The 26,125-nt window shown below is 35.7% G+C and carries 25 protein-coding genes; 20 read left to right on the forward strand and 5 right to left on the reverse strand.

Features of this window, described 5'->3' with window-relative positions:
* Positions 1-25 precede the first annotated feature (25 nt).
* A complete protein-coding gene (locus tag EZ428_RS12795; protein ID WP_131553565.1) occupies positions 26-283 on the reverse strand; it encodes a hypothetical protein in 258 nt (85 codons plus the stop codon).
* Positions 284-421: 138 nt separating this feature from the next.
* On the opposite strand from EZ428_RS12795, the gene EZ428_RS12800 reads away from it, so the two are divergent.
* The gene (locus tag EZ428_RS12800) at positions 422-934 is read left to right on the forward strand and encodes a hypothetical protein (RefSeq protein ID WP_131553566.1); all 513 of its coding nucleotides are present in this window, start codon (positions 422-424) and stop codon (positions 932-934) included.
* Positions 935-945: 11 nt separating this feature from the next.
* Here the strand turns inward: EZ428_RS12800 and EZ428_RS12805 are convergent, their stop codons facing one another.
* Entirely contained in the window at positions 946-1,713 is a 768-nt protein-coding gene (locus EZ428_RS12805) for a DUF6920 family protein (protein WP_131553567.1), read from the reverse strand.
* Between the two features lie 365 nt (positions 1,714-2,078).
* Here EZ428_RS12805 and EZ428_RS12810 point away from each other — a divergent pair, with 365 nt between their 5' ends.
* The 16 genes from EZ428_RS12810 (at position 2,079) to EZ428_RS12885 (ending at position 19,531) form a co-directional block, all read left to right on the forward strand.
* Complete coding sequence (locus tag EZ428_RS12810) at positions 2,079-3,854, forward strand: hypothetical protein (protein ID WP_131553568.1); 1,776 nt, start codon at positions 2,079-2,081, stop codon at positions 3,852-3,854.
* Between the two features lie 37 nt (positions 3,855-3,891).
* Positions 3,892-5,079, forward strand: a complete 1,188-nt coding sequence (locus EZ428_RS12815) for a PAS domain-containing sensor histidine kinase (RefSeq protein WP_131554019.1) — start codon at positions 3,892-3,894, stop codon at positions 5,077-5,079.
* Between the two features lie 5 nt (positions 5,080-5,084).
* On the forward strand, positions 5,085-6,113 hold the full coding sequence (locus tag EZ428_RS12820) for a response regulator (RefSeq protein ID WP_131553569.1): 1,029 nt from the start codon (positions 5,085-5,087) through the stop codon (positions 6,111-6,113).
* Positions 6,114-6,365: 252 nt separating this feature from the next.
* Positions 6,366-6,803 carry a Rossmann-fold NAD(P)-binding domain-containing protein gene (locus EZ428_RS12825; RefSeq protein WP_131553570.1) on the forward strand — a complete coding sequence of 146 codons (438 nt, stop codon included), beginning with the start codon at positions 6,366-6,368 and terminating at the stop codon, positions 6,801-6,803.
* On the forward strand, positions 6,790-8,130 hold the full coding sequence (gene hemN, locus EZ428_RS12830) for an oxygen-independent coproporphyrinogen III oxidase (protein ID WP_131553571.1): 1,341 nt from the start codon (positions 6,790-6,792) through the stop codon (positions 8,128-8,130). Before EZ428_RS12825 ends, hemN begins: the two co-directional genes overlap by 14 nt.
* 8 nt (positions 8,131-8,138) lie before the next feature.
* On the forward strand, positions 8,139-10,520 hold the full coding sequence (locus EZ428_RS12835) for a heavy metal translocating P-type ATPase (RefSeq protein ID WP_131553572.1): 2,382 nt from the start codon (positions 8,139-8,141) through the stop codon (positions 10,518-10,520).
* Complete coding sequence (gene ccoS, locus EZ428_RS12840) at positions 10,517-10,669, forward strand: cbb3-type cytochrome oxidase assembly protein CcoS (protein ID WP_131553573.1); 153 nt, start codon at positions 10,517-10,519, stop codon at positions 10,667-10,669. Before EZ428_RS12835 ends, ccoS begins: the two co-directional genes overlap by 4 nt.
* 181 nt (positions 10,670-10,850) lie before the next feature.
* Entirely contained in the window at positions 10,851-12,989 is a 2,139-nt protein-coding gene (gene ccoN / locus EZ428_RS12845) for a cytochrome-c oxidase, cbb3-type subunit I (RefSeq protein WP_131553574.1), read from the forward strand.
* A 2-nt stretch (positions 12,990-12,991) separates the two neighbouring features.
* The gene (locus EZ428_RS12850) at positions 12,992-13,174 is read left to right on the forward strand and encodes a hypothetical protein (RefSeq protein ID WP_131553575.1); all 183 of its coding nucleotides are present in this window, start codon (positions 12,992-12,994) and stop codon (positions 13,172-13,174) included.
* A complete protein-coding gene (locus EZ428_RS12855) occupies positions 13,161-14,090 on the forward strand; it encodes a cbb3-type cytochrome c oxidase N-terminal domain-containing protein (RefSeq protein ID WP_225871058.1) in 930 nt (309 codons plus the stop codon). Before EZ428_RS12850 ends, EZ428_RS12855 begins: the two co-directional genes overlap by 14 nt.
* Positions 14,068-15,435 carry a cytochrome c oxidase accessory protein CcoG gene (gene ccoG / locus EZ428_RS12860; RefSeq protein ID WP_131553576.1) on the forward strand — a complete coding sequence of 456 codons (1,368 nt, stop codon included), beginning with the start codon at positions 14,068-14,070 and terminating at the stop codon, positions 15,433-15,435. Before EZ428_RS12855 ends, ccoG begins: the two co-directional genes overlap by 23 nt.
* A gap of 87 nt (positions 15,436-15,522) precedes the next feature.
* Positions 15,523-15,951: a FixH family protein gene (locus tag EZ428_RS12865; protein WP_131553577.1), complete on the forward strand. Its 429-nt coding sequence runs from the start codon at positions 15,523-15,525 to the stop codon at positions 15,949-15,951.
* Positions 15,948-16,649, forward strand: coding sequence for a sulfite exporter TauE/SafE family protein (locus EZ428_RS12870; protein ID WP_131553578.1), 702 nt, complete (start codon positions 15,948-15,950; stop codon positions 16,647-16,649). The genes EZ428_RS12865 and EZ428_RS12870 overlap by 4 nt, the downstream gene beginning before the upstream one ends.
* Before the next feature lie 119 nt (positions 16,650-16,768).
* Entirely contained in the window at positions 16,769-18,046 is a 1,278-nt protein-coding gene (locus tag EZ428_RS12875; RefSeq protein ID WP_131553579.1) for an acetyl-CoA hydrolase/transferase family protein, read from the forward strand.
* 30 nt (positions 18,047-18,076) lie between these two features.
* Positions 18,077-19,111: an alcohol dehydrogenase AdhP gene (gene adhP / locus EZ428_RS12880; protein WP_131553580.1), complete on the forward strand. Its 1,035-nt coding sequence runs from the start codon at positions 18,077-18,079 to the stop codon at positions 19,109-19,111.
* A gap of 21 nt (positions 19,112-19,132) precedes the next feature.
* Positions 19,133-19,531, forward strand: coding sequence for a hypothetical protein (locus tag EZ428_RS12885; RefSeq protein ID WP_131553581.1), 399 nt, complete (start codon positions 19,133-19,135; stop codon positions 19,529-19,531).
* Positions 19,532-19,609: 78 nt separating this feature from the next.
* Here the strand turns inward: EZ428_RS12885 and EZ428_RS12890 are convergent, their stop codons facing one another.
* On the reverse strand, positions 19,610-20,482 hold the full coding sequence (locus EZ428_RS12890; protein ID WP_131553582.1) for a universal stress protein: 873 nt from the start codon (positions 20,480-20,482) through the stop codon (positions 19,610-19,612).
* Between the two features lie 211 nt (positions 20,483-20,693).
* Here EZ428_RS12890 and EZ428_RS12895 point away from each other — a divergent pair, with 211 nt between their 5' ends.
* From EZ428_RS12895 to EZ428_RS12905, 3 genes are read left to right on the forward strand one after another with little or no spacing between them, the layout of a single operon-like run.
* Positions 20,694-21,320, forward strand: a complete 627-nt coding sequence (locus EZ428_RS12895) for a YceI family protein (RefSeq protein WP_131553583.1) — start codon at positions 20,694-20,696, stop codon at positions 21,318-21,320.
* Positions 21,321-21,349: 29 nt separating this feature from the next.
* Complete coding sequence (locus EZ428_RS12900; RefSeq protein WP_225871059.1) at positions 21,350-22,672, forward strand: hypothetical protein; 1,323 nt, start codon at positions 21,350-21,352, stop codon at positions 22,670-22,672.
* Between the two features lie 54 nt (positions 22,673-22,726).
* Complete coding sequence (locus tag EZ428_RS12905; protein ID WP_131553584.1) at positions 22,727-23,320, forward strand: YceI family protein; 594 nt, start codon at positions 22,727-22,729, stop codon at positions 23,318-23,320.
* A 57-nt stretch (positions 23,321-23,377) separates the two neighbouring features.
* Here EZ428_RS12905 and EZ428_RS12910 read toward each other — a convergent pair whose 3' ends face one another.
* Positions 23,378-25,576 (reverse strand): PAS domain-containing sensor histidine kinase, encoded by a 2,199-nt coding sequence (locus tag EZ428_RS12910; protein WP_165501769.1) that lies wholly within the window; start codon positions 25,574-25,576, stop codon positions 23,378-23,380.
* A gap of 250 nt (positions 25,577-25,826) precedes the next feature.
* Positions 25,827-26,048 (reverse strand): DNA-directed RNA polymerase subunit alpha C-terminal domain-containing protein, encoded by a 222-nt coding sequence (locus EZ428_RS12915; RefSeq protein ID WP_131553586.1) that lies wholly within the window; start codon positions 26,046-26,048, stop codon positions 25,827-25,829.
* Positions 26,049-26,125 lie beyond the last annotated feature (77 nt).

Below are 26,125 nucleotides of genomic sequence, written 5' to 3' on the forward strand. Positions count from 1 at the left end.
TTTTACGCAAGCATAATTTGCCGGTTTAGGCTACGTTATCTATGGCTTGTACAGATTTTATATAATTACAAAGCGCCACCGTTGGGAAATTCATGAACTTTGCCTTAACAAGGGTAGTACCCACAGCATAGCTAGCTAATCCAGTACTAAAAAGTTCTATTAATTGCTCATTATTTTCATCGCCAGTGGATAACGCTTTAATTAGTGCAATTTCTTTCCTGTCTTCTGGTATAAGCTCTATTCTTACAGTAGTTTTTGATACGTATTGGTAGTGATATTTCATTTGAGCGTTTGTGCTTGGCTAAATTATGAAAAATGGCCTTAAATGCAAACATATTCGTTCATTGTAATTACTTATTGCCATAAATAGTGAAACAAAGTCTTTATTGCTGATGTTATTTAAGATAATTAAGCAACAGTTATGAAAGACGAGCATAAATTAGAGAACTCAATTGTGATTAAGGAAAATGAGAGGAGAGGGGATAAAATAATTTTTGATACCCTGATCAAGGAAAAGTTAGCCCACGTAATCGTAATTAAAGATAATGGGGATTATCACATCAACCTTGATGGTGAAGACTTGGGTTATTACGTTAAAGCTGATGATGGAACAATTACTCGTCATACCCAGCCTAAAGGCGCTCATTTAGATCCTGAAGCCTATTTTAAACCTATTGAGGCAAAAATTGAAGAATTGGAAGCTGCAGGTGTACAATGGATTAAACAAAGCCCTATTGAGCCAAAAGAGGAAGTTGTGTTACCAAGTACAGCTCCAAAAGATGGTTTAGATAATACGGGTACACAAGGTTATGATTCGTTAACCGATGATGCTTTTACTGGATCTTCTAAAAAACCAGCAGAACATCCCGGTGAATACCAGAGCAGAACTGGAAGTTCATCTAAGGATTTTCATGACGGAAAAGATGATTTATAATAACCTAATAATCAGTTGCTAAAAATGATGTTATTAATCTCTCCCTTAAAGTAGGTTAAATCACCTTGTGGGAAATTCCAAGTGGCAGAAAATGCGGAAGGGAAGGTAATGTCATTATGTTTGATGTAGGTTTTACATTCGGCCGTCCATTTTGTTTCCAGAAAATTGCCATTGCTTTGGGTGTAATACCTATCATTAGTTTCGAACTTTATAACCTGAAAGTTTTCATTGAAATAAAATAGGCCAACAGCCTTTAACCCATGGTAGTTAATGGTACCTCTAACTGTATATAAATCTATTTCTTCCCATTGGGTATAGGTTTGTAATGCATAATCGGGGATAATCATGGTTTCTGCAAGTAGTGTAACTAATTCTGCTTTATCCATTTGATAACCTTTTGCATCAACCAGTTTAAATAAGCCTGCTGCCTTAACCATCATGTTTCCATTACCATGCCGAAAGCTATCTAAAGCTTCGATACCAATTAAACCAAAAACTTTGGTGCTCATGTAAACCAATCGAATAGGGTCTGGCAAAAAATTATGTTGTACACAGGTAATAGATTTCCAACTGCCCTTTTTTGAAAGTTTTAGCCTTGCATTTTTCCATTCAATTTTTACTTGATGGATATTGCCTAAGGACAAACAACCAGATTGTAATACGAAATGTTGTAGGGCAGTAGGTAGATCTGAAACAGCTCGTTTACCGGTATATATCTTTTTAACCAATGCCCTGGCCCTTCTTAGCTCAGTAGAAAAATAATGCTTCAAGTTTCCCATCTTAAATATTACCAACCAATTGTTAGGTGATAAATAACTTGTAGCAATATGATCGAGAATCCAATAATGATTATCGGTTTGGTATTGTCTGCCTTACTAACTGGCAATGCTTTGTTTTGGGTTTTCATCGTATTTGTTTTGATGAGCCAAATTTCCATGAATCTGTTTAAGTAAAGATTGATGCCTGTCACTTTATGAATTGATGATCAACAATAATTAAACCTTGCCTTACATTGAAAATTGATAGCTTTTCTAAGTATAGACTTTTAAAAAGTGACTAAAATCATTTTTTTAGGTGATTTGCCTAAGTGTCTAAAATTCTTGATCACAATACTTTTGAAATATAAAAAAATCAAAGGGTTATTATGATTCATAAATTTCACATTCCGGTTTTAGGTTTAGGCTTTTCGATAGACACTCCATTAAAAGTGGCTAAATATGGTATTTCGTCGGTTGTTTCAGTTGTTGATGATGAATTGATTGAACGGATGCGTGAATATCATTGTAAGGAAATTGAATATATTCCGATACCAAAAAAAGCAGAAGATAGTAGGGCTAGAAGAATTACCTGTTACTTAAATATGTTAGATAAAATGGTTGACTATGATTTCGAAAATATGAAGAAGCTGCCTTTTGTAGAAGGTAATGAGCTTTGCCGTTATTTCGAAATGCTCCCTGATGATTCTCAATTGAAGCAAGGTTATGAGTTGATGATGGAATATCCAGATGGCGAGCGCAAAACAATCTTCCAGAATATCCTCCTTAAAAGAATGGAAAAAGGTGCGATTGATGTAAATATCATGGCTAAGGTAGACCGAGTTAATCATGAGAGAGGAATGGGTTTTACGGGAGATGAAAATAGTGATGCATTGGCAGCATTACGTGGTTTTGCCAAGAGCAGGTTAAAATCATCTTTGGTGCTTTCGGCAGGCATGAACCCACGCTTGTATAGTTACCTTGAAGAGTTTGCTGATTTCTATCCCGATGAAAATAATGTATTGAAGAAGAAGATAATTTTAAAGGTAAGCGATTTCAGATCAGCATTTATACAGGCTAAGTTTTTAGCCAAAAAGGGAATTTGGGTTTCAGAATTTAGGGTAGAGAGTGGTTTAAATTGTGGTGGGCATGCTTTTGCAACTGCTGGATATTTACTTGGTCCAATTTTGGAAGAGTTTAAGCAAATGAAAAGAAATATGCTTGAAGAACTTTTTACCTTGTATGTAACCGCCTTAAATGCTCGGGGAATTAAGAATACTAAGATGCAACCTCAGAAATTGAGCGTACAAGGAGGTATTGGAACAGCCCAGGAGAATGAGTTTTTGCTTCAGCATTATAAATTAGATTCAACTGGTTGGGGCAGTCCGTTTTTATTAGTTCCAGAGACCACAAATGTTGACAAGGAAACGCTACAAAAGTTAACTAATGCAAATGAAGAGTCGTTCTTTTTAAGTAATTCGTCGCCACTGGGTATTCTATTTAATAATTTTAGAAATAGCGGGATTGATATTGAAAGATTGGAAAGGGTTAAAAAGGGGAAACCCGGAAGCCCATGCACTAAAAAATACCTTTGTACTAATACAGAATTTACTGCCGAACCAATTTGTACAGCTTCTAGGAAATACCAAAGATTTAAAATAAACGAGTTAAAAGGCAAGGAATTGTCTATTGAAGAGTTTGAAAGAAGGTTAGGGCAAGTAACCGAAAAAGTATGCTTGTGCGAAGGTTTATGTAGTTCAACCTATCAAAAAATTGGCATTTTAAAACCAAAAGAAAGCAAGGCTGTGGCCATTTGCCCTGGTCCAAATTTAGCTTATTTCTCTAGGATATATTCATTAGATGAAATGGTAGGGCACATTTATGGCAAAGTAGATTTATTAGAAAAAGTAAAAAGACCAAACTTTTTTATTAAGGAGTTAGATTTGTATATCAATTATTTGAATGCTGAAATAAAAACTTTTTTAGAAGATGTTAATGCAAAAAAACAGCTACAGCTGATCAAATTTAAAACACAACTTTTAAACGGAATCGACTATTATAAGTACTTATGCGCTCAATTTTCTAGTCAAAATAACCTTTTCAAGACTAAGTTCTATAAACCATTGATGCTAGCCGAGGCTAAGCTAAATGGCATCATTATTTAAATATAAATTAGACTATATTTGAATGGAAAACTTAAGTATGGAAAGAGAGAAGTTACTGATTGCCATTATAGAAAATGCTATTGATGGAATTATAACGATAGATGATAGAGGGCTAATAGAAAATATAAATCCTGCGGCTTTAGAGCTTTTTGGATTTGAGCGTAGGGAAGATTTGTTAGGAAAAAATGTTTCGGTATTAATGCCGGAACCAGATAAACACAGGCATGATAGTTACCTTTCAAACTATGAACATACTGGAAAGAAAAAAATCATTGGCATTGGACGTGAAGTAACTGGGCAACGAAAAGATGGATCTACTTTCCCTTTTAGGCTTGGTGTAAGTGAAATAAAGTTTGCCGATAGAAGAATTTATACTGGGTTTATTCATGACCTAAGCAGGCAGAAAGAAGACGAGATTAAAATTAAAAGCTATACTGAAGAGTTAGAGGTAAAAATAAAAGAGCGAACTAAAGAACTCATTAAAACAATTAATGAGGTAGAAACGGCTAAAGAAAATATGAGTTTGCTCTTCGAAAAAGAAAAGGAACTTAATCAATTAAAAACCAGGTTTGTTTCCATGGCATCTCACGAGTTTAGAACGCCTTTAAGTTCTATCCAATTATCAGCTTCGCTAATTAACAAGTACGTAGAGAAGCAGGATGTGGAGAGCGTGGAGAAACATACTGGCAAGATCAAAAATGCAATTAATAACCTAACCACCATCTTAAATGACTTTCTATCGCTAGAAAAATTAGAAGCTGGAAAGGTAGAAGCTACTTGCATTTGGTTTGACATTATTCCTTTTGCTGAAGAAATTGCAGGTGAAATGCAGTTAATGAGCAAACAGAATCAATTGATTGTTTTTGAACATAGTGGTAACACGGCTCAAGTATGTATTGATCCGAACTTGCTTAAAAATTGCATCATCAATCTCATTTCTAATGCCATTAAATATTCTGGCGAAAATACCATGATCCAGTTTAATAGCACTGTTAGTGAGCATGAGCTGATCATTGATGTTAAAGATAATGGCATAGGCATTCCAGCAACAGAAATGAATAGTTTATTTGAACCTTTTTTTAGGGCGCACAATACTGGCGATATTCCTGGAACTGGATTAGGCTTAAACATTGTGAAACGTTACGTAGACCTAATGGAAGGAAGCTGTACCTGCGAGAGTGAGCAAAATGTTGGTACTACATTTAGACTTCAATTTACATTCTAAATCATATGAAAAAAGCATTGATCATTGAAGATAATGATGATATTAGAGAAGGTACTGCCGAAATATTAGATTTAGCTGGTTACGAAACTTTTACCGCAAAAAATGGCAGAATTGGAGTTGATTTGGCCATTAAACATTTGCCAGATATTATTCTTTGCGATATCATGATGCCCGAATTAGATGGTTATGGGGTATTGTACCTTTTGCAAAAGAACCCACAAACAGCAAACATCCCATTTATATTCATGACTGCTAAAGCAGAACGTGCCGATATGCGTAAGGGAATGGAAATGGGGGCCGATGATTATTTGACCAAGCCTTTTGATGATGTAGAATTATTTAACGCCATAGAAAGTAGGCTTAAGAAAAGGAATAAAACTGCAGGTTTTAAATCTGCTGGTGGTGATAAAGCGACCTTGTTTGAAGCGCTGAAAGCCAAAGGTAAAACAAGGTCTTTTGCCAATAAACAAATTATATACGTAGAAAATGATGAACCTTCTTATTTATATTTCATCAAAAAAGGACAGGTTAAAAGCTATAAAATAGCAAAGGATGGGAGAGAACTATCCTCTACTTTGTACCATAATGGCGATTTTTTTGGTTATGAAAGTTTATGTAAAGCCTCTAACTATACTGATAACGCAGCTACTTTAAGTGATTGTGAAATTACCTTGATTGCGAAGGCAGATTTTATGGACTATCTACTCAATCACCAAGAAATAGCGGGTGCTTTTATAGGCCTGCTTTCTGGAAGTGTGCAAGAAAAGGAAGAACAAATGTTAAGGTTGGCCTATTTTTCTGTACGTAAACGTGTTGCTGATGCCCTTGTTCAAGTGGCAGGTAAATTTGGTGAAGCCAATGCAGATTCTTGCATCTTAAAGATTTCTCGAGATGATTTAGCTGCTTTGGTAGGCACAGCGAGTGAAACCGTAAGTAGAATGCTGGCAGATTTTAAAGAAGAAAAACTAATAGAAAAAAACGGCAACGCCATTCATATTCTTTCCATTGAAAAATTGAGGAACGTTAAACAATAGGCGGTTTTCAGTTTAATAAACCACGTCATTTCGACAGAGCGCAGCGACGAGAAATCTGTTGGTGGATAGTACCGTTTTTAGTTAACCCGATAATTGAAAAACTTAGAGATTTCTCAATCGCAAAAAGCTCATTTCGAAATGACGGCAATATTTTACTTCCTTCTTTTCTGACGAATATCACATTTTCCCCTAATCCATCTCACCCGCATACCGGTCTAATCAAGCTAGTTTTGTGTATATAAATTATGCAGAATGAAAGCTATCGCCTATAACATCAATCCGAAAGAAAAAGAATGGCTCATTTTGGCCAACTATAAAAAACATGACATCACCATTATTGCTAACAGCTTAACAATTGATACGTTAAATTTTGCTGCTGGTAAGGAGGCATTGATTGTTTTTAATGAGGACCCAATAAATGCAACTATCATTAAGGGCTTGGAAGATTTGGGCATTAAATACATCGCCAATTCATCATTCGATTATAAACATATTGATTTAGCTGCTGCTAAAGTATCGGGAATAAAAATTGCAAACATCCCATTTAAGGATGGCGGTGCTTTAGAAAATATGCAGCAAGTAATAACCAATCTTGATAACTGGGCTGCTGGTAAATGTATTGGTGAGGCGTGTTGTTGCCAAAGTAATTGTGCTGTTAAATTAGTTCAGAAAGAAAATGGACAGCACTAAACTGCTTAAAAAGTACAATGTAGCAGCGCCACGTTATACCAGTTATCCCACTGTTCCTTATTGGAAAGTTGATAAATTTTCAACAGGACAATGGTTAAATTCTCTAATTAAAAGTTACGCAACGAATAAAGAAGATGGGATAAGCATTTATATCCATTTGCCGTTTTGCGAAAGCCTTTGTACGTATTGTGGCTGTAATACTCGTATTACTAAAAACCACGGTGTAGAAATTCCTTACATCACTGCATTAATTAAGGAATGGGCAATGTATTGTAAAGTACTAGGCGAAAAACCTAAGATTAAAGAGTTGCATTTAGGAGGCGGAACACCAACTTTTTTTAGTCCACAAAATTTAAAGTATTTAATTACCGCAATAATTGGGGAAGATAATGATGCAATAGCCTGTTCGTTTGAAGGTCACCCTGATAACACAACCACAGCCCATTTACAGGTACTATATCAATTGGGTTTTAAACGTTTAAGCTTGGGGATCCAGGATTTTGATTCGAAAGTACAACTGATGATCAATCGTTTCCAGACACCCGAACAAGTTGCACACATTACTAAAGAAGCAAGAGAACTGGGATATGATTCGATCAATTTCGATTTAATTTATGGCTTACCGGGGCAAACTCTAAAAGGATTGAAACAGACCATAATGGAGGTAATTAACATGTGGCCAGAAAGAATCGCTTTTTATAGTTATGCACATGTGCCTTGGATGAAACCAGGGCAAAGGCATTATGCTGAAAAGGACATTCCGCAGGGTAATGAAAAGTTTGCGCTCTATCAAATTGGTAAAGATTTGTTGCTTAGTGCTGGCTACCATGAAATAGGAATGGACCATTTTGCGCTACAAAAAGATAGCCTATTTAAGGCAAGTGAAAACCAAGAATTGCACAGAAATTTCATGGGTTATACCGATCAGCATACCAAAATATTAATTGGTTTGGGTGTTTCTTCTATCAGCGATTGCGAAACAGCATTTGCACAAAATAACAAAACACTTGAAGGTTATGTAGCCCAGATTAATAATGATTCTTTTGCTGTAGAAAAAGGTCATTTGTTAAGTGATATGGATCTCATTATCAGTAAACATATATCTAATTTAATGTGTAAAGACTTTACCTATTTTAATACTGAAATCCCTTTATTAATTAAGCAAAGGCTAATGCCTTTAGTGGCTGATCGCTTAGTGCAAATTACAGGAAGACAAGTGGGTGTAACTGAGATTGGGAAATCTTTTTTGAGGAATGTATGTATGGCATTTGATGAACATTTATGGGAGCGCCAACCTGAAACAAATCTATTTAGCAACACAGTTTAATTACGTTTATGGAACAGCAAAAAATATGGAGTGCTAACTTATGCTACCATTGTGGTGAAGGAATTTCGGGCATTGATTTGGTTATAGCAGATAAACATTTTTGTTGTGCAGGTTGCAAAGGCGTTTACCAGATATTATCAGCCAATAACATGTGCGCTTATTATGCTTACAATGAAGCCCCTGGAAAAAGAAATGAGACAAATACACACTTTGAATACTTAGAGGAACCAAACATTGTTAAACAATTGGTTAGTTACCAAGATAAAAACAACTGTATCATAACCTTTTATATTCCCGCTATCCATTGTAGTTCATGCATTTGGCTTTTAGAACATTTATATAAAATTAATGCCGCTATTTATAGTTCAAGGATAGATTTTTTAAAAAGGGAAGTTACCATCAGCTTTAAACACCAAGAGATTTCTTTAAAACAAGTTGTAGAAATCCTAACGCAAATTGGTTATGAGCCTGCTATTAATTTGCAAGATGTGGTGAAGGAGAATAGCAATACCATACATAAAAGTCTCATTTTAAAAATTGGTGTTGCAGGTTTTTGCATGGGAAATGTGATGTTATTCAGCTTTCCAGAATATTTCGGCTTGTCTAATCTAGAACCTCAGTTTAAGGCATTGTTTGGCTGGTTAAACTTAACATTCTCTATTCCTGTGGTGTTGTATTGTGGTAAGGATTACTTTTTATCGGCCTTTGCCAGTTTAAAACACAAACACATTAATTTAGATACACCTTTGGCATTAATTATTGCAGTACTGTTTTTAAGAACAGCATTTGCTGTAGTTTTTAATAGTGGAGTAGGCTTTGCCGATACCTTAACGGGATTGGTTTTTCTGTTGCTAATGGGCAAGTGGGTTCAACAACGCACTTATCATCATATTTCTTTTGATAGAGATTACCGCTCTTATTTTCCAATAGCCATTACTACTTTACAAAATAGACAAGAAAAGCAAAAGGCCATAAATGAATTGGCAATTGGCGACCGCTTATGGATTAGAAATGGCGAATTGGTACCGGCAGATTCTATTTTAATGAGAGGAGATGCGTGGTTAGACATGAGTTTTGTGACTGGCGAAACAGAACCTCAGCAAAAAGTATTGGGCGAAATCATTTATGCAGGCGGTAAACAAATGGGAGAGGGCATTGAAATAGAAGTGGTAAAAAATGCTTCCCAAAGTTACCTTACTGGGTTGTGGAATAAGGAAAATTACACCAGCAATTTCAAACAGAATTTTAATGATAGCGTAGCCAAATATTTCAGCATAGCTGTTTTTGTAATTGCTTTTGGCGCCTTGGCTTATTGGTTTTTTAATAACGATTCTACAAAGGCATGGGCAGCATTTACTGCCGTGATTATTGTGGCTTGTCCTTGCGTATTGGCTTTAAGTACACCTTTTACCTTATCGGCTATTTTATCTGTATTTGATAAGAAGGGTTTCTATGTGAAAAATACAGATGCTGTTGAAGAATTAGCACACTGTAATTCGATTGTTTTTGATAAGACTGGAACGTTAACCACTACAGAAAATGCAAGAATCAGTTTTACGGGAACACTTACAGATGAGGAGAAGAAATTGCTGGTTTCGTTACTCAATCATTCTTCACACCCATTAAGCAGGCAAATTTTAAACAATTTATCTTATGGTAAATTCTACCCAATTTCAAACTATAAGGAAATACCGGGTAAGGGAATTAGAGGTTTGATAAATAACCAAATGGTTTATGCAGGTAATCAATCTGTTTTACCTTTTGAGATTAAGCCAGATCAAGTTTCAGGTGTACATATTGTAATTAACAGTACCTACAAAGGTACTTTTATGGTGTCTCAACAATGGCGTTCAAATTTACCTTGGCTCATTGCAGCCTTAGGCAAGCAGTTTAGTTTAAAAGTTTTATCTGGCGATACCAACAAAGATGAAAAAGCTTTACAATCACTTTTTCCAACATTAACCACACTAAAGTTTGAGCAAAGTCCGCAGCAAAAGTTAGCCGCCATCTTGCAACAGCAACAGAACGGAGAAAAGGTAATGATGCTTGGCGATGGGTTAAATGATGCCGGTGCATTGAAACAGAGTGATTTTGGAATTGCCATTACAGACAACATTAACAATTTTACACCAGGATGCGATGCTATTTTAAAAGGAACTTCAATGGGTTTACTTCCCAACTTTCATCAATTAAGTAAAGATGGATTAAAGATCATTAAAATCAGCTTTGCTATAGCCATTGCTTACAATTGCGTTGGTTTATATTATGCAGTGCAAGGCACTCTTTATCCACTAGTTGCAGCAGTGCTGATGCCATTAAGTACAATTACTATTATCAGTTTTACAACCATAGCCACTAGATTTTTTGCACGTAAAAACAACTTGAGATGAACATACTATATTTTCTGGTGGGTTGCAGCGTTGTAATGGCGCTGATATTCTTGGGTGCATTTATTTGGTCGCTCAAAAGTGGCCAACATGATGATGTGGTTACGCCAGCAATGAGAATGTTGTTTGATGAAGAGGAAGTGGAGAGTTAGTTTTTTCGTTTTTCGTCTATCGTTTCTAGTCCATCGTTTTTCATTTATCGTCTTTCGTCCAACGGATAACGCACAACGATTTTCTGACGAACATCACTTTTTCAACTAAGCCTTATCATCCTACAAGCTTGGCTCAGTAAATACTTTTGTTGTATCACAAAACAAATAATTTCTATTTTTTATGCAGTTAGAAAAATTTACTTACGATAACAAGATTGTCCGGAATTTTGGGCTTGCCACCATAGTTTGGGGCATCATCGGAATGACGGTTGGTTTACTCGTTGCCATGCAATTGTTTAAACCGGCGATGAATTTAGGTAACCAATACACCACATTTGGCAGGATTAGACCACTGCATACCAATGCGGTTATCTTCGCCTTTGTAGGCAACGCCATTTTTATGGGTGTTTATTATTCCTTGCAACGCCTTTTAAAAGCAAGAATGTTTAGCGATGTATTGAGCAAAATTCACTTTTGGGGGTGGCAATTGATCATTGTTTCTGCTGTAATCACATTGCCACTTGGTTTAACTACATCACATGAATATGCCGAACTAGAATGGCCAATAGATATTGCCATTACCTTAATTTGGGTGGTTTTTGGTATCAATATGTTTGGTACAATTATTAAACGCAGAGAAAGGCATTTGTATGTAGCCATTTGGTTTTACATTGCCACGTTTGTAACCATTGCAGTGTTGCACATTGTTAACTCTTTCGAGTTACCAATTTCAGCTTTTAAAAGTTATTATGTGTATGCAGGGGTACAAGATGCCTTGGTGCAGTGGTGGTATGGGCACAATGCGGTTGCATTTTTCTTAACTACGCCGTATTTGGGAATGATGTATTACTTTTTGCCAAAAATGGCAAACAGGCCAGTATATTCTTATAAGTTAAGTATCCTGCATTTTTGGTCGTTAATCTTTATTTATATCTGGGCTGGTCCGCACCATTTGTTATATACTTCCTTACCAGGATGGGCGCAATCTTTAGGTGTTGCTTTTTCAATTATGCTTATTGCACCAAGCTGGGGAGGTATGATTAATGGTTTGTTAACCTTACGTGGTGCTTGGGATAAAGTTCGTGAAGATGTGACCTTAAAGTTCATGGTTGTTGCCTTAACAGCTTATGGTATGGCCACTTTTGAAGGGCCCTTACTTTCTTTAAAGCAAATTAATGGTGTAGCCCATTTTACCGATTGGATTGTAGCCCATGTTCATGTTGGTGCGTTAGGATGGAATGGTTTCTTAACTTTTGGAGTGCTGTATTGGATCATCCCTCGTATTTATAAAACAGAACTTTACTCTAAAAAAATGGCCTCATTCCATTTCTGGATTGGCACCTTAGGTATTCTGTTTTATGCAGTGCCGATGTATTGGGCTGGTTTTACACAAGGTTTAATGTGGAAAGAGTTTACACCAGAAGGCTTACTGAAATACCCTAATTTTCTAACCACAACCTTGCAAATTATTCCAATGCATGTATTGAGGGGAATTGGTGGGGCACTTTATTTAGCTGGTGTAATTGTAATGACGATAAACCTTGCCAAAACCATGCTAAGGGCAAAGTTGGTAGCCAATGAACCAGCCGAGGCAATGCCTTTAGCTGAAGTAATGGTAGAGCATACCTCAGATAAAAAATGGCATAGAAAGTTAGAACGTAAACCTATCAAATTCATGGTATTGGCGCTCATTGTTATTTTAATTGGTGGCATGGTAGAGATGATGCCAACTTTTACCATTCAATCTAATATACCAACCATTGCAAGTGTAAAACCATATTCGGCACTTGAGCTACAAGGTAGAGATGTTTATATCCGTGAGGGTTGTGTAAACTGTCACTCTCAAACAGTTCGTCCTTTTCGCTCAGAAACAGAACGTTATGGCGAATATAGTAAGGCTGGAGAATTTGTATACGACCATCCATTTTTATGGGGTAGCAAACGTACCGGACCAGATTTGCACAGGATTGGTGGTAAATACAGTAATGCTTGGCATTTTAATCACCTACTTGATCCTACCTCAATGTCGCCTGGTAGTATCATGCCTTCTTATCAATGGTTAATTAGTCAGAAACTGGATACCACAACAACAGCTAGCAAGATTAGGGCAATGCAAACACTCGGTGTGCCTTATGAGGAGGGCTTTGATCAAATTGCAAATAGCTCATTGAAAAAACAAGCAGATACCATAGCCAAAGACCTTAGGCAGAATAACATCAAGGTAACTAGCGATAAGGAAATCATAGCAGTAATAGCCTATCTACAAAGACTGGGTACAGATATCAAAGCAAATAAATCAACTATTCCATCAAATCAATAATCATGTTTAAACAAATTAAAGACCTAGCTGGAGGTGAAATATACCTGATTACCTCATTATTCATATTTATGGTTTTCTTTATTCTAGTAGGTGTATATCTACTTAAGCTAAATAAAAACTACATCGGCTTAATGAGCAATTTACCAATTGAAGACAATCAAATACAAGGAGATGAGAAAGCTTAACTTAACTATTGGAATTTTAATAATCAGCATGCAAGTGTTTGGAAGCGCAGCTGAAAAGGTGGTACCTGTAATTCCTAGTCCTTCAATAGGATTAAGTACTACCGAGGTATTGATTATAGCTTTATTGTTATTTGCTGCTGTTTTGCTTTTGGTTACCGTTATACTTTTTAATGCTTTTAAAGTAATGATAAAAGTTCAGGCAGATCCATCGCTCTTTAAAAAATATGAAGCCCCAGAAGCCTTGGATTATGAAGAGTGGTTAAAGCAGAAAAATACCAAACCGAATATTTGGACAAAATTACTCAGTCTAAAACCAATAGAGCAAGAGGCTGATATGATTATTCCACACGCTTATGATGGGATTCATGAACTAGATAATCCAGTGCCGAGATGGTTCAATGTACTTTTCTATGGAAGCGTAATTTTTGCTGTGGGGTATATCTATTACTATCATTTTGCTGATGGGCCAAGACAAGACCAGGAATATGAAACCGAAATGGTAAAAGCCACGGAAGATAAAAGATTGTTTTTGGCTAAGGCAGGAGAGAAGTTTGATGAGAACTCTATAAAAGTTGATGCTACACTAGTTGCAAATGGGAAAGCTGTGTTTTTGGCTAATTGTGTGGCTTGCCATGGCGAAAAGGGGCAGGGTATTGTTGGGCCAAATTTAGCAGACGAATATTGGTTACATGGAGGAAGCGTTAATGATGTTTTCAAGACTGTTAAATATGGTGTCCCTGCGAAAGGGATGGCAAGTTGGGAGAAAAACCTAAGCGCTAAAAATATTGCTGAGGTTGTAAATTTTATCGAGTCGTTAAAAGGAACTAATCCTGCTAATGCAAAAGCTCCACAAGGAGAAAAATATGTAGCTAAGGAAACCGATACCGTAAAAAATGAAAATACTCCAAAAGGTTAACGAAGTAAAAAAGGGTAGGGATTTTCTCTATCCAAAAAAACCTTCTGGCAAATTATATAATTACCGGAAATGGGTAAGTTATGTTTTGCTTGCCTGTCTTTTCTCTTTTCCTTTTGTTAAATATAATGACGAACAGTTAGTTTTATTGAATTTTATAGCGCGCAAGTTTGTCTTTTTCGGATTAATCTTTACTCCACAAGATTTCTATCTTTTTGCGCTGGCCATGTTAATCATGCTCATTTTCATTGTTTGTTTTACAGTGGTTTTAGGTAGGTTATGGTGTGGTTGGGTTTGTCCGCAAACTATTTTTATGGAAATGGTTTTTAGGCGAATTGAATATTGGATTGAAGGTGATGCCAATCAGCAGAAAAAACTAGATGCACAGGAATGGACAAGAGAAAAAATCATTAAAAAAAGCTTCAAACATTTCTTGTTTCTGTTAATCTCTTTTGCAATTGCCAATACCTTTTTAGCTTATTTAATTGGGTCTGATGTATTGTATAAAATAATTACAGAGCCAATTAGCCAACACGTTTCGGGATTTTTATCTATCTGGTTATTTACGTTTATTTTTTATGGTGTTTTTGCTTATGTACGTGAGGTAGTTTGTACGGTAATTTGTCCTTATGGTCGTTTACAAGGCGTATTGTTAGATAACCAGAGTTTAATTGTTGCCTATAATGAAAAACGAGGTGAGCCAAGGGCGCATCTCCAAAAAAACAATATCGACTTAACCAACGGTGATTGCATAGATTGTGGTTTATGTGTACAGGTTTGTCCAACAGGAATTGATATTCGCAAAGGCACACAGTTGGAATGTGTAAACTGCACAGCTTGCATAGATAGCTGTAACGAGGTTATGCTGAAGATAAATAAACCTAAAAACCTCATTGGTTTTTACACTCAAGATTTCATCCAACAACAAAAGCCCTATAAACTTGGCATAAAAGCTTATGGTTATGCAGCGGTATTATTTGTGGTGATGCTCGTTTTCTCGAGTTTAATATATAAAAGACAAGATGTGCAAACCACAGTTTTGAGGGCAAGTGGTACATTATATCAAAATAATGATGATGGTACAATAAGTAATCTTTACAACGCAGAGCTAATTAATAAAACCAATAAGGCTATTAAGTTTAAATTTAGGTCTAGTGATCAAAAAGACAAAATCAAGTTTATACAGGCACCAGAAGTATTACCAAAAGAAGGAACCACTCATCTTACTTTTTTCCTGATAAAAAATCCAGTAAATATTCAGGAATATAAATCTGATGTCGTTTTTGAAATTGTGGCCGACGGAAAGGTAATCAGCACTGCTACTACCTCATTTTTTTCGCAACATTAGTCAGTTAACAGTTTCAGTTTACCTGTACGGTTAGCAATTTATCAATACTATCTAACTACTATATACTAATTACTAAATACTAACAAAATGAATTGGGGAACAAAAATAGTCTTGGGAATGGTTGCCTTTATGCTTTTCATTGTGGCAATGGTGGTTTACATGTTTAGTGTACATGGTAACGATGCTTTGGTTGATGAGGATTATTATGAAAAGGGAATCAATTATAATCAGGAGTATAATGCCACAAAAAATATGGTTATAGATCATGCTGAGCCAAAAATAACCTTAAAAGACGGTCAACTGATCATCGACTTAAAAGACAGTGCTACTTATGAACTAAAGCTCATGAGGCCTTCTACTGTTAAAGACGATATTAAGGATAAAGGTTTTACTGTAAGTGATGATCACCTCATTTTGGTAAACACAAAAAACATGCATATAGGTCTTTGGTTTTTAGAGCTAAAGTGGAAAAGTAATGGTAAGGAATATCAATTTAAAAAAAGCATCACATTGTGAACGGATTACCTTTAGCATTTTTACTTGGCCTATTGGGCAGCTTGCATTGTGCTGTCATGTGCGGACCATTAATGCTGAGTTTGCCTTTACCAAAGCAAAACTATTTTAAAGCTGCTTTACAATTATTGCTCTACCAATTTGGTAGGGTTTTAGTTTACACGATCCTTGGACTTTTAGTTGGCCTAATAGGCAATAGCATTAGTTTGATGGTGAGCCAGCAAACTTTAAGTTTAATAGTTGGTGTGTTGATGATACTTTTTACGGTATTGTATTTTAGTAAACGATACCTAAAGGTTTTTAGCAACTTTCAATCTAAACTCATAGCACCCATAAGCAAACTAATGGGCAAAATTTACGGCTTACCTTTTTGGGGATTTTTTGCCGGAATACTTAATGGATTAATTCCCTGTGGAATGGTATACCTGGCCTTGGCAACTGCTTTAAATACGGCCTCAATAAAAGATGCTGCAAGTTTTATGTTTTTGTTTGGTTTAGGAACAACTCCTTTAATGTTAATGATATCCTTAGGCGGAATTTACCTGAAGAAATACATTCGTTTTAATCCAAATAAGCTTATTCCCTGGTTTATGCTATTTTTAGGAGTTTTGTTTATCATGCGAAGCGCAGAATTGGGTATTCCATTTATATCTCCAGCCAATCATTTGCAAAACAATAGCCACGTTGCTGAGTGTTTATAGCTTAACATCTTTCTTGTTTAGTTTTATTTCAGAAACTGATTAATATCAGTTTTTAACCTTTTGGTTGTCATTAATTTAACTAGCGATGTAGGGTATTTTTGAATACTAGACAAAGCATAATGACATTACATACTTACATTAATGAAGACCAAGCCTTAGCCATTGTAAAATCTGGTGATAGGGTATTTATACACGGTGGTGCAGCGACTCCAATTTGTTTGGTTAATGCGCTACAAAGAAGGCATCATCAACTTAAAGCAGTTGAACTGGTAAGCATAACAACTTTGGGTAATGTGAATTTTGATGCACCAGAGTTAAGGGACGCATTTTATTTCAATTCACTTTTTGTTTCATCTACAACCAGAAATATCGTAAACAGCGAAAATGGCGATTATGTGCCGATATTTTTAAGTCAAATTCCTCAACTATTTCGCAAAAGCATTTTACCTATAGATGTAGCTTTGATACAGGTTTCGCCACCAGATTTACATGGTTATTGCTCATTGGGTACATCGGTTGATATTGCTAAATCGGCGGTAGAGGTAGCAAGGCATGTAATTGCACAAGTAAATCCTTTAATGCCAAGAACACATGGTGATGGATTTGTTCATGTTAACCAAATAGACTCAATGGTTTGGTATAATACAGACCTGCCAGAAGTAAACTATGCTGGTCAGGTAAATGAAGTTGTTCAAAAAATAGGTTATAACGTGGCTTCTTTAATTGAAGATGGAGCAACTTTGCAAATGGGAATTGGCAGTATTCCAGACCAGGTGCTTAAAAACCTAACTACACATCAGAACTTAGGTATTCATACAGAAATGTTTTCTGATGGGATCATTCCTTTACTTGAAAGTGGTGTTATTAACAATAGTAAAAAGAAATTAAATATTGGTAGGTCAGTTACTTCATTTATTACGGGAACACGTAAGCTTTATGACTTTGTAAACGATAATCCTGCAATTAGGGTTATGGATATTGCTTATGTAAACGATACGAGCATCATTAGGCAAAACCCCAAAGTTACTGCCATTAACAGCGCAATAGAAATAGATATTACTGGACAAGTTTGCTCAGATTCTATTGGTACGCTTCAATATTCGGGTATTGGTGGTCAAATGGATTTTATTCATGGTGCATCCCTTTCTGAAGGTGGTAAACCCATCATCGCTATTCCATCGCAAACCAATAAAGGGATAAGTAGGATAGTTCCATTTCTAAAAGAAGGCGCTGGAGTAGTAACTACAAGAGGCCATGTGCATTGGATAGTTACCGAATATGGTAAAGTAAACTTATTTGGTTTGAGTTTAAAGCAAAGAGCCAAAGCGCTAATCAGCATTGCTCATCCAAACCATAAAGAAATGTTAGAAATGGCTTATCAAAAGAGGTTCAAATAATAGAATTTTCATACTGTTAAAATAAATAATATGATACCAAAAACAATGAAAGCCGCTGTGCTGCGTGAATTCGGCAAGCCACTTACCATAGAACAAGTACCCGTAAAAATGCCTGGCGAAAATCAGGTTTTAATTAAAGTTGTAACAAGTGGCGTTTGCCATACAGATTTGCATGCTTGCATGGGCGACTGGCCTGTTAAGCCAAAATTGCCATTAATTCCTGGCCACGAAGCTGTAGGTTATGTGGTAGCATTGGGCAGAGGTGTAGAAAATGTAAAAGAGGGCGACGTAGTTGGTGCACCTTGGCTATTTAGTGCTTGTGGGCATTGTGAATTTTGTATTACCGGTTGGGAAACCCTATGTGAGAGTCAGCAAAATGGTGGTTACAGTGTTGATGGTGGTTATGCAGAATATGTAGTGGCTGATGCTAGGTATGTAGCTCATTTCCCAAAAGGAATAAACTTTTTGGAGATGGCTCCAATTACCTGTGCAGGTGTTACAGTTTATAAAGGTTTAAAAGAAACTGAAGCTAAACCAGGTGAGTGGGTAGCCATATCAGGTATTGGAGGACTAGGGCATTTAGCCGTTCAGTACGCAAAAGCGATGGGTTTGCATGTGGCCGCAATAGATGTGTCAGATGATAAACTAGCGCTTGCTAAAAAATTAGGAGCTGATTTAACAGTTAATGCTTTAAATGATGATCCAGGTAGTTACTTAAAAAAGCAAACTGGTGGTATGCACGGTGTTTTGGTTACTGCAGTTTCTCCAATTGCTTTTAAACAAGCGTTAACTGCCTTGAGAAGAAAAGGTACTATCTCTTTAAATGGATTACCTCCAGGTAGTTTCGACTTGCCGATTTTTGACACCGTATTAAATCGTTATACAGTTAGGGGTTCGATAGTTGGTACAAGAAAAGACATGCAAGAAGCAATTGGCTTTGCAGTAGAAGGAAAAGTAAAAGCCACAGTGCATGCTGCAAAACTAGAGGATATCAATGAAATTTTAGAACAAATGAAAAAGGGAGAAATTGAAGGCCGTATTGTACTTGAAATTTCAAACCCTTAATACTTACTTAAATTTAAAGAAATGGACGTTTTATCAGAATCACGATTATCAACAGAATTGCAAGAGCTTTACTTGCAAAATAAAGAATGGATGTCTCACGTGTCTTTTTTGGAGGATGAAAACAGGTTCTTCCAAAAGCTTTTTGGCCAAAAATTATTTATAATCGGAAAAAGCCACACTACAAGACAAATTAACCTAATTAGTGAAAGCCTAGCGAGTTTATATGAAAGAACTGTTAAATTAAAAAACTTAATAATCAAGCATCAGCATTTGCTGGAGGATATTTTAAAAGATGCTGAGCATACAATAGGACTTAATTTAATTGAAGAACATGCAACTATTACAGCAGAAGTGCAAGAACTTTTATTAGCTGATAGGTTAATGAAGAGCAAGCTTTTTATGATGGTTGAGGGAAACTAGAAAAGAATCATTTACTAATAGAAAACAGAAACCCCTTATCTTTTTGAGATAAGGGGTTAGTTTTTTATAATTTGTTTACTACCAACCATTAATTTCATTTTCTTCAGGCAATACTAAAAGTGGTAATGTTATGCTTTTTGACATCTGTTGCGTGTGACTGCCATAAGCAAATTCTGCAAACATACCTTTATGGCGATGAATCATTGCCAGGATTTCTATTTGCCCTTTTTCTACAAGCCACATTAATCCATCGTTGATTTTTTTCTGCTGCACGTGGCGATAATAGATCTTAGAATAATTTATTTTTCCAGTTACACTTTTCAAAAATTTGTTCGATGGGCTATCTGGATTATGGATATCTGAGCCTAAGCCATCAATATGTGTCAGTAAAATTTCGGGTTCAAACCTACAGAAAAGCCTAGCAATATTTTGGATTGAATTGATATCGCCTAAATTAAGGTCTGTTGCAAATGCAATTTTTTTAATAGCTGAAAAATGTGCTTTTCTAGGAATCAATAGAATTGGAACTTTAGTCTGTTCAATTAGGTCTCTGCTATTACTTCCCATCATGAATCGTTTAATCTCGCCAGCCCCAGATAAGCCCATTATAATTAAGTCTATATCATGGTGATCTATCAAATGATTAATAACATCTTTTACAGTACCATTAGCAAAACTGTGAGTTAAAGTAGGGGAGTCAATGGTATTAAGGTTTTCCTCCTGAATAATTTTATCTGCATATGTTTTAAGGTATTGCTCGGTTTTAGCAGCGAAGTCTTGATTTTCACTTTGTGTAGAAATAGCGATGCCGTACATGATGTTACTTTCTATAGGAACAATGGCGTGGCAAATATGAATATCAGCTTTTGCTACTCTTGCTAACTGAATGGCATAATGAACTGCGTTATCTGCGCAAACAGAAAAATCTACAGGTATAAGAATCTTTTTCATTGGTAATTGTTTTGCTCAAAATTAAGAGGTGACTTTAGTGCTAATTATGAGTTAAAGCATATTAAAAAATGATTGTCATTACATATTGATTTTCAAATAATTATGTGTTTAAAAAGTGATGAGTATCAGTTTTATGCCTATTGCTAATCATTATCGCAAGCTAACTATCAAGCTACATTTGATTAACAATTAAAACTCAACAATCACACCCATGAAAACAAATCAAAAACTCCAGTACGGCTGGAACATTTTAAAAATCGCTATCGTAATGTTCATACTTTCACCACAGGTGACTATGGCTCAAACTACATATAAGTTAGCTTCTTCAAAAGACAATAACATTAAGGTTTCGGGCACATCTAATGTTCATGATTGGACAATGACTGCAAAAGATTTAGAAAGCACTGGCACTTTTAAGTTTAATAGTCGTGAGGAACTTATTGATTTAACCTCACTCAAATTTACAGTGGTAGCAAAAAGTTTAAAAAGCGGAAAATCTTCAATGGATACTCGTACTTACAAGAGCATTAGAGAAAGTGAATTTCCAAAAATAAGCTATCAACTCACATTTGCCACAGTTACAATGATACAGGCCAATAAGTATTCAATACAAACAACTGGAACGCTAACTATAGCAGGTAAAACACAAAGCATAGCAATGAAAGTAATGGCTTTGGTTAATGCAGACCGCTCTATCAGCTGTCATGGTACCGAAAAATTAATGCTAACTGATTATGGTATCGAGCCACCAAGTTTTATGCTAGGTGCCATGAAAGTAGGTAACGATTTAACCATTCAATTTGATTTAACCTACGGTAAAACAACCCTAGCTAAATAATAAATACACATCTCTAAAAAATAGAAATCATGAAAAATACATTTACAAATATGCGAGTATCTTTAATCGCTACTGCATTAATCGTTCTCTTTAGCTTAAGTACCAATGCTCAAGTTTCAAACCTCCGTCCATACGATAAATCCGGTATCAATGTATTTGAAGCGCCAAAAGACAGCAATGCCGTATTCGATAAATTGAAGGTGAATTTTGGTGCTGGTTTTACACAGTCTTTCCAAGGTTTAAAACATGAAAATACATCCGGTGGATTATATAAAATAACTCCTGGTTTTAACACAGCAAATGCCAATTTATTTATGGATGTGCAACTAGCTGATGGAATTAGATTAAACTTAACTAGTTATCTTTCTTCTCGTCACCATAACGAAACATGGGTAAAAGGTGGTTACATCCAGTTTGATAAATTACCATTCAAAGGTCAGTTATGGGAAGATATCATGTCGGTAACAACCATTAAAATTGGCCACATGGAAATTAATTATGGCGATCAGCATTTTCGTAGATCAGATGGTGGACAAACACTTTATAATCCATTTATAGAAAATTACATCATGGATGGTTTTACTACAGAAATAGGTGGAGAGATATTGGTGAGAAAAAACAATCTGTTTGGTATGGTTGGTGTTTCTAACGGAATGATCAAAGGTAACATTGATAGTTTAATTGCAACCAAACAAGATGCAAATGTGCATAAATCTCCAGCCATTTATTTAAAAGGTGGGTTCGATAAACAACTAAACAAAGACTTAAGATTTCGTGTTGCAGCTTCATATTATAGCAATAACAGCTCTGGTGGACAAACCTTATATGGTGGCGACCGTACCGGTTCAAACTATTTCATGGTGATAGAGAAAGCTGGTGGTACAACAGCAGCAAATGCCTTTTCAGGACGATTTAACCCTGGTTTTAGCAAAAAAGTAAATGCACTGCAATTAAATGCTTTTGTAAAATTACAAGGATTAGAACTATTTGCAACCTATGAAAATGCAAAGGGAAGATCTAAAACTGAAACCAGTGTAAGAGGAGCAGAGCAAATGGCAATAGATGGTGTTTACAGATTTGGAGAAACAGAAAACTTCTTCATAGGCGCTAAATATAATGTGGTTACAGCTGCAATGGCTAATGTTGCAGCAGTGGGAACTACACCTGCAATTGTTTATACAGGCGACGTAAAAGTAGATCGTATTGCTTTTGCTGCGGGATGGTTCATGACAAAAAACATCTTGTTAAAAGGCGAATATGTAACTCAGAAATACAAAGATTTTCCAACAGCAGATTACCGCAGTGCAGGGAAATTTAAAGGATATGTAATCCAAGCAGTAGTAGGATTTTAACCAGTAAAAAACCATGGGCAGAAACAATTTCGTTTCTGCCTTTTTTTATAAATTATGAAAACGCTATTAGCCCTTCTTTTTTTCTTTCTATTAACTAGTTTCAAAACTAACACTTCATATTATCGTGCTTCTAGATGGGTTATTAGTGAAAATAGTAGCCTAATTGTAAATGGCAGTACCAATATCAATAAGTTTTCCTGTGCTATTTTACAGTATCCCAAAACAGATACCGTTATTGTTTCTCAAGACAAAACCAATAAGATTATGCTTTCTGGTTTGCTGAATATTGAAGTGAAAAACTTCGATTGCAATAGCATGATGATGACTAAACAATTGCGAAAAACCCTTCAGGATGATAAGTTTCCAATGCTCCGAATCAAGTTTTTATCACTAAAAGAAACACCAAGTTTAGATCAAGGTAAGAGTTATATAAAAGGTAATGTAGAAATAGTAATAGCAGGAGTAACCAAAAGGTTTGAAATATGCTATCAGATAAAAATGAAGAACAACTCTTTGGAATTAATTGGGCATCAACCTATTAATTTCTCAGATTTTAATCTAATACCGCCAAAAAAAATAGGTAAATTAATACAGGCAAAAGACCAGTTAATTGTTGCTTTCTTATTGAAGATGGAATTGGTTAGTTAATATGAAATTATCCCTTCAACTCATTCTTTATTCCTTCTAAAGAGTTCATTTAAAAAATTATTCATCGAAATCTTCAATTTTCGGAATAGTGAAACAGAAACAGCTTCCTTTTCCTATTTCACTTTCTGCCCAAATCTGTCCCTTGTGTCTAGTAACGAAATCATAACAGAGACCTAAACCCATCCCTGTTCCTTTTTCGTCGGCAGTACCAAATGTACTAAAGGTAGTTTGACCAAAGAGCAATGAAATTCTTTCTTTCGGAATTCCAATGCCAGTATCACTAATACAAAATTTAGTAGCAAGCTCTTGGGAGGTAACACTTAGCGTTACGATGCCATTGGGGGATGTGAATTTAATAGCATTGGTAAGTAAATTACGAATAATGGTTTCGAGCATGGCTCTGTCAGCCTTTAAAGAAATAGGTTCACCAAGGTCGATCTTAAGCTCAATACTCTTTTTAGCAGCTAAGGGGCCAATAGTTTGTATAGCCCTATCCAATAGATCCCTTACATCATTAATCACTACTGGGGTAAAGATTGCTGCATTAAATTGAGATTTTGCCCAGTCCAATAAATCTTCTAACAAGTTATTGGCACTAGAGAGGCCTTGTTTCATCGCTGAAAGGTACTCCTTAAGTTCATCAGTATTTATTTCCGATAAGCTATCGATTGTTAAACCAAGCAATTGTAAACTGCCCGATATTGGATTGCGTAAATCATGGCCAATAATAGAGAGTAGCTTGTTCTTTTGTTGATTGGATGCAGTAAGCTCAGAATTTAATGCTTTTAGCGCATTTTCTTGATATTTTCTCGTCGTTACATCTCTTATGCTGCCTTCAGTGGCCACTACAGAGCCGTTTTCTATAACCAATCTTGCATTGATGGAGGCATAGCGAAGTTCATGGTCTTTTGTTTTTAGTCTAACTTCAAAGTCAATTACAAAGCCATTTGTACTTAGGCTTTCCATGATACGTTCCCTGTCTTGTGGATAGAAATAGAAATTAGATACAGGTTTACCAATAATTTCACTACGTAAATAGCCTGAATATTGTTCTATGGAAGGACTTATTTCAATTACCAATCCTTGATGATCGGTTTGATAGAATACATCTTGTACATTCTCAAAGATGGTTCGGTATTTTTTCTCGCTAAGTACTAAGTCGTTTTCTATTTCTTTTCTTTTGGTGATGTCTTCAATCTGCGAAACATAGTATAATGGTAATCCATTGTGATCATGGAGCATGGTTGCGGCAATAATAACCCAAATGATATTTCCATTTCTATGAATATAGCGTTTTTCATATTTGATTTGCTCCATTTTACCACTAGCAAAATCTTCAAGCATAGAAAAAGTCTTTTCTTGGTCGTCAGGATGAGTAAGTTCTTGTACCGAAAGTTTTTTTATCTCCTTTTCTGTATAGCCTAACATTTGACAAAGGCTTCTATTTACTCGTTTTAAGCGTCCATCTGGATTAATTAAAGCCATGCCGATAAGAGAATATTCAAAGGCGAGCTTGAACTGCGCTTCACTCTTATCTAGTTCCTGACGAAGTAAGGTACTCTTAGTGATATCAAATGCAATAGCACCTACCATTCTTCCTTCCCATTTTAAGTCTGAGAAAGGAAATTTATATACTTTGTAAACTTGTGGGTGTCCTTGTTCGTTCCTAAGCGTTTGCTGAAACTCAATTACTTTACCGCTTGATAATACTTGTTTATTCTGTTCGCTTGCAATTACAGCAATGCCATGGCCAAATATTACCTCACTATTCTTTCCTATAATCTCTTCGGTAAGGTGTAGCGTTTCGTAAAAACATTTATTTGCATATTTAAGCGTTAGGTCTTCTCCAGATATCCAACAAAGCCCAGGGAAATTCTCCATGAAAAGTTGGAAACGATTTTCGTTGATCAATGTGCCTGTACTTTTCGTCACATCTTCACTTGTCATCATCATCCCTGCAATGTTGCCATCACTTCCTAAAAAATGCCTTACTTCCCATTTAATATACATTACAGTGCCATCTGCACGTTCAAATCTATCGTTATCACAGGTTTGATCATTTCCTTTTAAACATGATGCGTGTATTTCCTTCCAAGTATCATTAATCTCTGGGAAAACATCATAATGCGACCTGCCAATTAATGGAAAGTTTTGAAGATTATAAAAAGAGATCCATTTTTCTGATACCGCTAAGTAACACATGTTCGTATCTACAATTGCTGTTGGCAAAGGCGATACGGAAATGATATTCTTCATTAGGGATGAAAGTTGCTCCATAGGGATTGGATTATATTGGCTCGAAACAAATATAGCAAAATCAATTGGGTGAAGCAGTGTGCCAAAGGCAAAGAACAGAAAGAATAATTATGATCTATTTCCAGTTGTTTTATGCAAAAGGATGTGTTGTTTTTCTAAAGTAACGATATTAAGTAACCTATGAATGAGATCCAGGAGAATTCACCAATATTAAATGGCTTTTTTGAATACTACAACCTGTTGATGAATACTATACATCCAAATAATAATCTTTTTCGCTAAGCTGTATGCCGTTTTTAAGGCAAAATTCTAAAATTGTCTTTCTGCCCTTTTTGCCAATCCCATAAATAAATCGTAAGTCTCTTGGACTTAAACAAGCCAAATTACTGATATGGGTAATGCCTATCATTATTAAAGAATTCTTGGTTCTAACTTGAAATTCTTTAATATCCTCGATTAAATAATCTTCCATTTTCTATATTTTTCAGCTTAGCTAATTTAAGCTCAGATAAGCTAGACCAGGGTTGATTATTGTAAAAGAAGAGGTAG

It is taken from the genome of Pedobacter frigiditerrae, from assembly GCF_004331645.1.
Lineage (GTDB): Bacteria > Bacteroidota > Bacteroidia > Sphingobacteriales > Sphingobacteriaceae > Pedobacter > Pedobacter frigiditerrae.